At 75.6% G+C, this 6479-nt stretch carries 1 protein-coding gene; it reads left to right on the top strand.

Going from position 1 to position 6479, the window contains the following annotated elements; all coding sequences use genetic code 11:
- Window positions 1-23 precede the first annotated feature (23 nt).
- On the top strand, window positions 24-6479 hold a 6456-nt coding region (locus tag SM450_RS28365), incomplete at its 3' end, for an SDR family NAD(P)-dependent oxidoreductase (protein WP_474622844.1).

Here is a 6479-nt window from a genome sequence, read left to right as displayed (position 1 = left end):
CGGATCCGGAGGAATGAAGGTTCATGGTGAATGAGGACAGGCTCCGCGATTATCTGAAGCGGGTCACCGCCGAGCTGCACCAGACGCGGCAGCGTCTGGTCGAGGCGGAGTCCGCGAGCCGCGAGCCGATCGCGATCATCGGCATGGCCTGCCGGTACCCGGGCGGGGTGAGCACTCCGGAACAGCTTTGGGACCTGGTCGCCGGTGAGGTGGACGCGATCACGCCGTTCCCGGAGAACCGGGGCTGGGACACCACCGCGCTCTACCACCCGGACCCGGAGCACACCGGCACCAGCTACGCCCGGGAGGGCGGGTTCCTGCACGACGCGGACCTGTTCGACCCCGGTTTCTTCGGCATCAGCCCCCGGGAGGCGCTCTCCGTCGACCCGCAGCACCGGCTGCTGCTGGAGACGTCGTGGGAGGCGATGGAGCGGGCCGGCATCACCCCGGACACCCTGCGCGGCTCGGACACCGGTGTCTTCGCCGGTGTGATGTACAACGACTACGGCTCCCGGTTGCAGGAGCGCACACCGGCCGGCTTCGAGGGGTTCATCGGCACCGGCAACGCGGGCAGCATCGCCTCCGGCCGGGTCGCCTACACGTTCGGGTTCGAGGGCCCGGCGGTCACCGTGGACACCGCCTGCTCGTCCTCGCTCGTCGCCATGCACGTGGCCTGCCAGGCGCTGCGCAACGAGGAGTGCGGGCTGGCGCTTGCCGGCGGCGTCGCGGTGATGGCGACGCCGAGCACGTTCATCGACTTCAGCCGGCAGCGCGGGCTGGCGCCGGACGGGCGGTGCAAGTCGTTCGCGGAGGCCGCCGACGGGGTGGCCTGGGCGGAGGGCGCGGGCGTGCTGCTGCTGGAACGACTCTCCGACGCCCGCCGCAACGGGCACCGGGTGCTCGCCGTGATCACCGGCAGCGCGCTCAACCAGGACGGCACGAGCAGCCAGCTCACCGCCCCGAACGGGCCCTCCCAGCAGCGGGTGATCCGGCAGGCGCTGGCGAGCGCGCGGCTGACCTCCGACCAGATCGACGTGGTGGAGGCGCACGGGACCGGCACGACCCTCGGCGACCCGATCGAGGCGCAGGCGCTGCTGGCCACGTACGGCCGGGAACGGCCGGCGGACCGGCCGCTGCTGCTGGGGTCGGTGAAGTCGAACATCGGGCACACCCAGGCGGCGGCCGGCGCGGCGAGCGTCATCAAGATCGTTCAGGCGATGGCGCACGGCGTCCTGCCGAAGAGCCTGCACATCGACGCGCCGTCGTCGCACGTGGACTGGACCGAGGGCGCGGTGGACCTGCTCACCGAGGCCAAGCCGTGGCCGGTGACCGGGCGTCCGCGCCGGGCCGCGGTCTCGTCGTTCGGCATCAGCGGCACCAACGCGCACCTGATCCTGGAGGAGCCGCCGGCCGAGGAGCCCGCCACCGAGCCGGCCCGCCCGACGCCCGGACCGTGGATCCTGTCCGCGAAGACCGAGCCGGCGCTGCGGGTCCAGGCCGCCCGGCTCCGCGACCACCTGGACACCCACCCCGGGGCCGACCCGGCCACCATCGGCGCCGCGCTGGCGAGCACCCGGGCCCGGTTCCACCACCGGGCCGCGATCGTGGCGGACGGCCCGGACGAGTTCCGCCAGGCACTCGACGCGCTCGCCGCCGGTGAGCCGTCCGCCGCCGTGGTGACCGGCACCGCCGCCGGACCCGCCCGGACCGTCATGGTCTTCCCCGGCCAGGGCTCGCAGTGGGCCGGGATGGCCACCGAGCTGCTGGAGACCGCCCCGGTGTTCCGGGACCGCCTCCGGGAGTGCGCGGCGGCGCTGCGCCCGCACACCGGCTGGGACGTGCTCGACGTACTCGCCGGGCACCCCGACGCGCCGCCGCTGGAACGGGCCGACGTGGTGCAGCCGGCCCTGTTCGCGGTGATGGTGTCGCTTGCCGAGCTGTGGCGCTCCTCCGGCGTACGCCCGGACGCGGTCGTGGGTCACTCGCAGGGTGAGATCGCCGCGGCGTGCGTCGCCGGCGCGCTCAGCCTGGAGGACGCCGCCCTGGTGGTGGCGTTGCGCAGCCGGGCGCTAGCCGCGATCGGCGGCCGGGGTGGCATGGCCTCGATCCCGCTCCCCGCGGCCGAGGTCACCGCGCTGCTCGCCGACGCGGGCGACCGGCTCGGCATCGCCGCCGTCAACGGTCCCGCGTCCACTGTCGTCTCCGGCGACGCCGAGCCGCTGGCCGCGCTGATCGCGCGCTGTGAGGCGGACGGCGTCCGGGCCCGCCGCATCCCGGTCGACTACGCCTCGCACGGCGCGCACGTGGAGGCGATCGAGGAGGAGCTGCTCGGCCTGCTGGCCGGAATCCGTCCGGCGGCGTCCGCCATCCCCTTCTACTCCACAGTCACCGCCGGGCAGTTCGACACCACCGGCCTGGACGCCCGCTACTGGTACACCAACCTGCGCCGGACCGTCCGCTACGAGGAGACCGTGCACGCGCTCCAGGCGGCCGGTTTCCGGGTCTTCATCGAGGCCAGCCCGCACCCGGTGCTTACCGTCGCCACCCAGGAGACACTTGACGCGGCCACCGCGGGGGCGACCGCGACCGGTTCGTTGCGTCGCGACGACGGCGGCCTGCGCCGGTTCCACACCTCGCTCGGGCAGGCGCACGCCGCCGGCACCGAGGTGGACTGGTCCGTCTTCCACGGCGCCGCCCCGGTCGACGCCGGGGACCTGCCCACCTACGGGTTCGTCCGGCAGCGGTACTGGCTGGACGTGCCGCCCGGCGACGGGAACGTCGCCGACCTGGGCCTGCGGCCGTCGGGGCATCCGCTGCTGGGCGCGACGGTGACGCTCGCCGACACCGACGGGCACCTGTTCACCGGCCGATTGTCCCTGCACGCGCACCCGTGGCTGGCCGACCACGCGGTGCTCGGCGACCCGCTGCTGCCCGGCGCCGCCCTCGCCGACCTGGCGCTGCACGCGGCCGGCCAGGCCGGCGCGGACCGGATCGAGGAACTGGTCCTGCACGCGCCGCTGATGCTGCCGGCGTCCGGGGCCGTCCACGTCCAACTGCGGGTCGACGCGCCGGGGCCGGACGGCAGCCGCGCGCTGTCGATCCACTCCCGGCCGGCCGACGACGACGCGGACCCGACCTGGATCCGCCACGTCACCGGCACCGCCAGCGCGGGCGGCGCGGGCGGCGCGGAGCCGGCCGGGCTGACGGCGTGGCCGCCGGCCGGCGAGCCGGTCGACCTGGCCGACTTCTATCCGTCACTGGCCGAGACCGGGCTCGGATACGGGCCGGTCTTCCAGGGCGTCCGGGCCGTGTGGCGCGACGACGACGCGGTCTGGGCCGAGGTGGCGCTGCCGGCGGAGACCGAGACCGACGGGTACGGCATCCACCCGGCGCTGCTCGACGCCGCCCTGCACCCGATCGCCCTCGGTCACGACCGGGAGGCCGTCCGGCTGCCGTTCTCGTTCGCCGGCATGCGGCTGCACGCCACCGGCGCCCGCACCGCCCGGGTCCGGATCACCCCGGCCGGGGACGACACCGTGACGGTGGCCGTCTTCGACCCCGACGGCGCGCCGGTCGCCACGATCGACTCGCTTGTCACCCGGCCGGTGTCGGCCGCTCAGCTGGTCGCCGCGCGGCCGGCGGGCCGGCAGCCGCTCTACGCGGTGGACTGGGTGCCGAGCGAGCCGCGCGAGGTGGCGGACGCACCGGCGGTGACGGTGCTTGACGGCGACGAGCCGGCGGACGCCGAGGTGGTAGCGGTGCGCCTGTCCGCGGGCGCCCACCCGGCCGACCACGAGCCGGTCCGGCAGGCCCTGCGGGTTCTCCGCCGGTGGCTCGACACCGAGGCACGGATCGTGCTGCTGAGCCGGGGCGCGGTCGCCACCCGTACCGGGGAGGATGTTCTCGACCTCGCGGCGGCGGCGGTCTGGGGCCTGGCCCGCAGCGCCCAGGCCGAGCACCCCGGCCGGATCGTCCTGGTCGACGCCCACGACGAGCCCGGCCCGGACCTCCTCGCCCGGATCGCCGCCGGGGACGAACCGCAGGTCGCGGTCCGCGACGGCCGGCTGCTGGCACCCCGCGCCACCGCCCTGACCGGGTACGATCCGACGCCGCCCGCCCTCGACCCGGACGGCACCGTGCTGATCACCGGCGGGACCGGCACCCTCGGCCGGCTCCTCGCCGGTCACCTCGTCGCCCGCTACGGCGTCACCCGGCTGCTGCTCACCAGCCGCCGCGGCGCCGACGCCCCGGGCAGCGCCGAACTCCGCGACGAACTCGCCGCGCGCGGCGCCGAGGTCACCATCGCCGCCTGCGACCTGGCGGACCGCGACGCCGTCGCCGCGCTGCTCGACGCCGTCCCGGACGCGCATCCGCTGACCGCCGTCGTGCACGCCGCCGGGCTGCTCGACGACGGGATCGTCACCGCGCTCACCGAGGACCGGCTGGACGCCGTCCTGCGGCCGAAGATGGACGGCGCCTGGCACCTGCACGAGCTGACCGCCGACGCCGGCCCGGCCGCCTTCGTGCTCTACTCCTCGGCGGCCGGCACCCTGGGCAGCCCCGGGCAGGCGAACTACGCCGCCGGGAACGCCTACCTCGACGCGCTCGCCGCCCACCGGCACGCGTGCGGCCTGCCCGCCGTCTCCCTCGCCTGGGGGCTGTGGGCGGACACCAGCGGCATGACAGGTGAGCTGGCCGACGGCGATCGTTCCCGGCTGGCCCGTGGCGGCGTGCTGCCGCTCGACGCGCCGGACGCGCTTGCGCTGTTCGACGCCGCGCTCGCCGGCGACCGTCCGGCGGTCGCCCCGGTCCGGCTGGACCTGCCGGCCCTGCGGACCCTGGCCGGCGCCGGACGCCTGCCCGCGATGCTGCGCGGCCTGGTCCGGACGCCCGCCCGGCAGGCCGCCCAGACCGCGCCCGACACCGACGGGCTGGCCGGGCGACTCGCCGGCCTCGCCCCCGAGGCACGCGACCGGCTGCTGCTCGACCTGGTACGCGGGCACGTCGCCGGGGTCCTCGCCTACGGCGCGGCCGACGCGGTCGCCACCGACCTGGCCTTCGCCGAACTCGGCTTCGACTCGCTTACCGCGGTCGAGCTGCGCAACCGGCTGACCATCGCCACCGGGCTGCGACTGCCCGCCACGCTCGTCTTCGACTATCCGACGCCTGCGGCGCTCGCGGCGTACCTCGGCGCGGAGCTGCTCGGGACCGGCCCGGCGGCCGGTGTGGCGGCCGGCGCCGGCCACTCGTCCGGCGAGCCGATCGCGATCGTGGCGATGAGCTGCCGCTATCCGGGCGGCGTCAGCTCCCCCGGGGAGCTGTGGCGGCTGCTCGCCGACGGCGTCGACGCGATCGGTGACTTCCCGACCGGGCGCGGCTGGGACCTCGACGACCTCTACGACGCGGACCCGGACGCACCAGGCAAGTCCTACGCCCGGCACGGCGGTTTCCTCTACGACGCGGACCGCTTCGACGCCGACTTCTTCGGCATCACGCCACGCGAGGCGCTTGCCATCGACCCGCAGCAGCGGCTGCTGCTGGAGGCGTCGTGGGAGGCGTTCGAGGCGGCCGGGATCGACCCGGCCGGGCTGCGCGGCTCCGCCACCGGCGTCTTCGCCGGCGTGATGTACGGCGACTACGGCGGACGGCTGATCAACCAGGTGCCGGAAGAGGTCGAGGGCTACGTCGGCAACGGCAGCGCGGGCAGCGTGGCGTCCGGCCGGGTGGCGTACACGTTCGGCCTGGAGGGTCCGGCGGTCACCGTCGACACGGCCTGCTCGTCGTCGCTCGTCGCCATGCATCTGGCCGCGCACGCGTTGCGCGGCGGCGAGTGCGATCTGGCCTTGGCCGGCGGCGTGACGGTGATGGCGACGCCCGGCCTGTTCACCGAGTTCAGCCGGCAGCGCGGGCTGGCCCCGGACGGGCGGTGCAAGTCCTTCGCCGCGACCGCCGACGGCGCCGGATTCGCCGAGGGCGCCGGGATCGTGCTGCTCGAACGGCTCTCCGACGCCAAGCGCAACGGGCACCCGGTCCTGGCCGTCATCCGTGGGTCGGCGGTCAACCAGGACGGCGCCAGCAACGGCCTCACCGCCCCCAACGGCCCGTCCCAGCAGCGCGTCATCCGGCAGGCCCTCGCCAACGCCCGGCTGTCCCCCGCCGACGTCGACGCCGTCGAAGCCCACGGCACCGGCACCACCCTCGGCGACCCCATCGAGGCCCAGGCGCTACTCGCCACCTACGGCCAGGACCGACCCGCCGACCGGCCGCTGTGGCTGGGGTCGATCAAGTCGAACATCGGCCACGCCCAGGCCGCCGCCGGCGTCGGCGGCGTGATCAAGATGGTGCAGGCGCTGCGCAACGACCTGTTGCCGCAGACGCTTCACGTCGACGAGGCGTCCCCGCACGTCGACTGGGACGCCGGGAACGTCGCGCTGCTCACCGAGGCCGAGCCGTGGGAGCGCAACGGTCACCCGCGACGG

This window comes from Micromonospora marincola (assembly GCF_056150385.1).
This window is presented reverse-complemented; position numbering and strand designations above follow the sequence as displayed.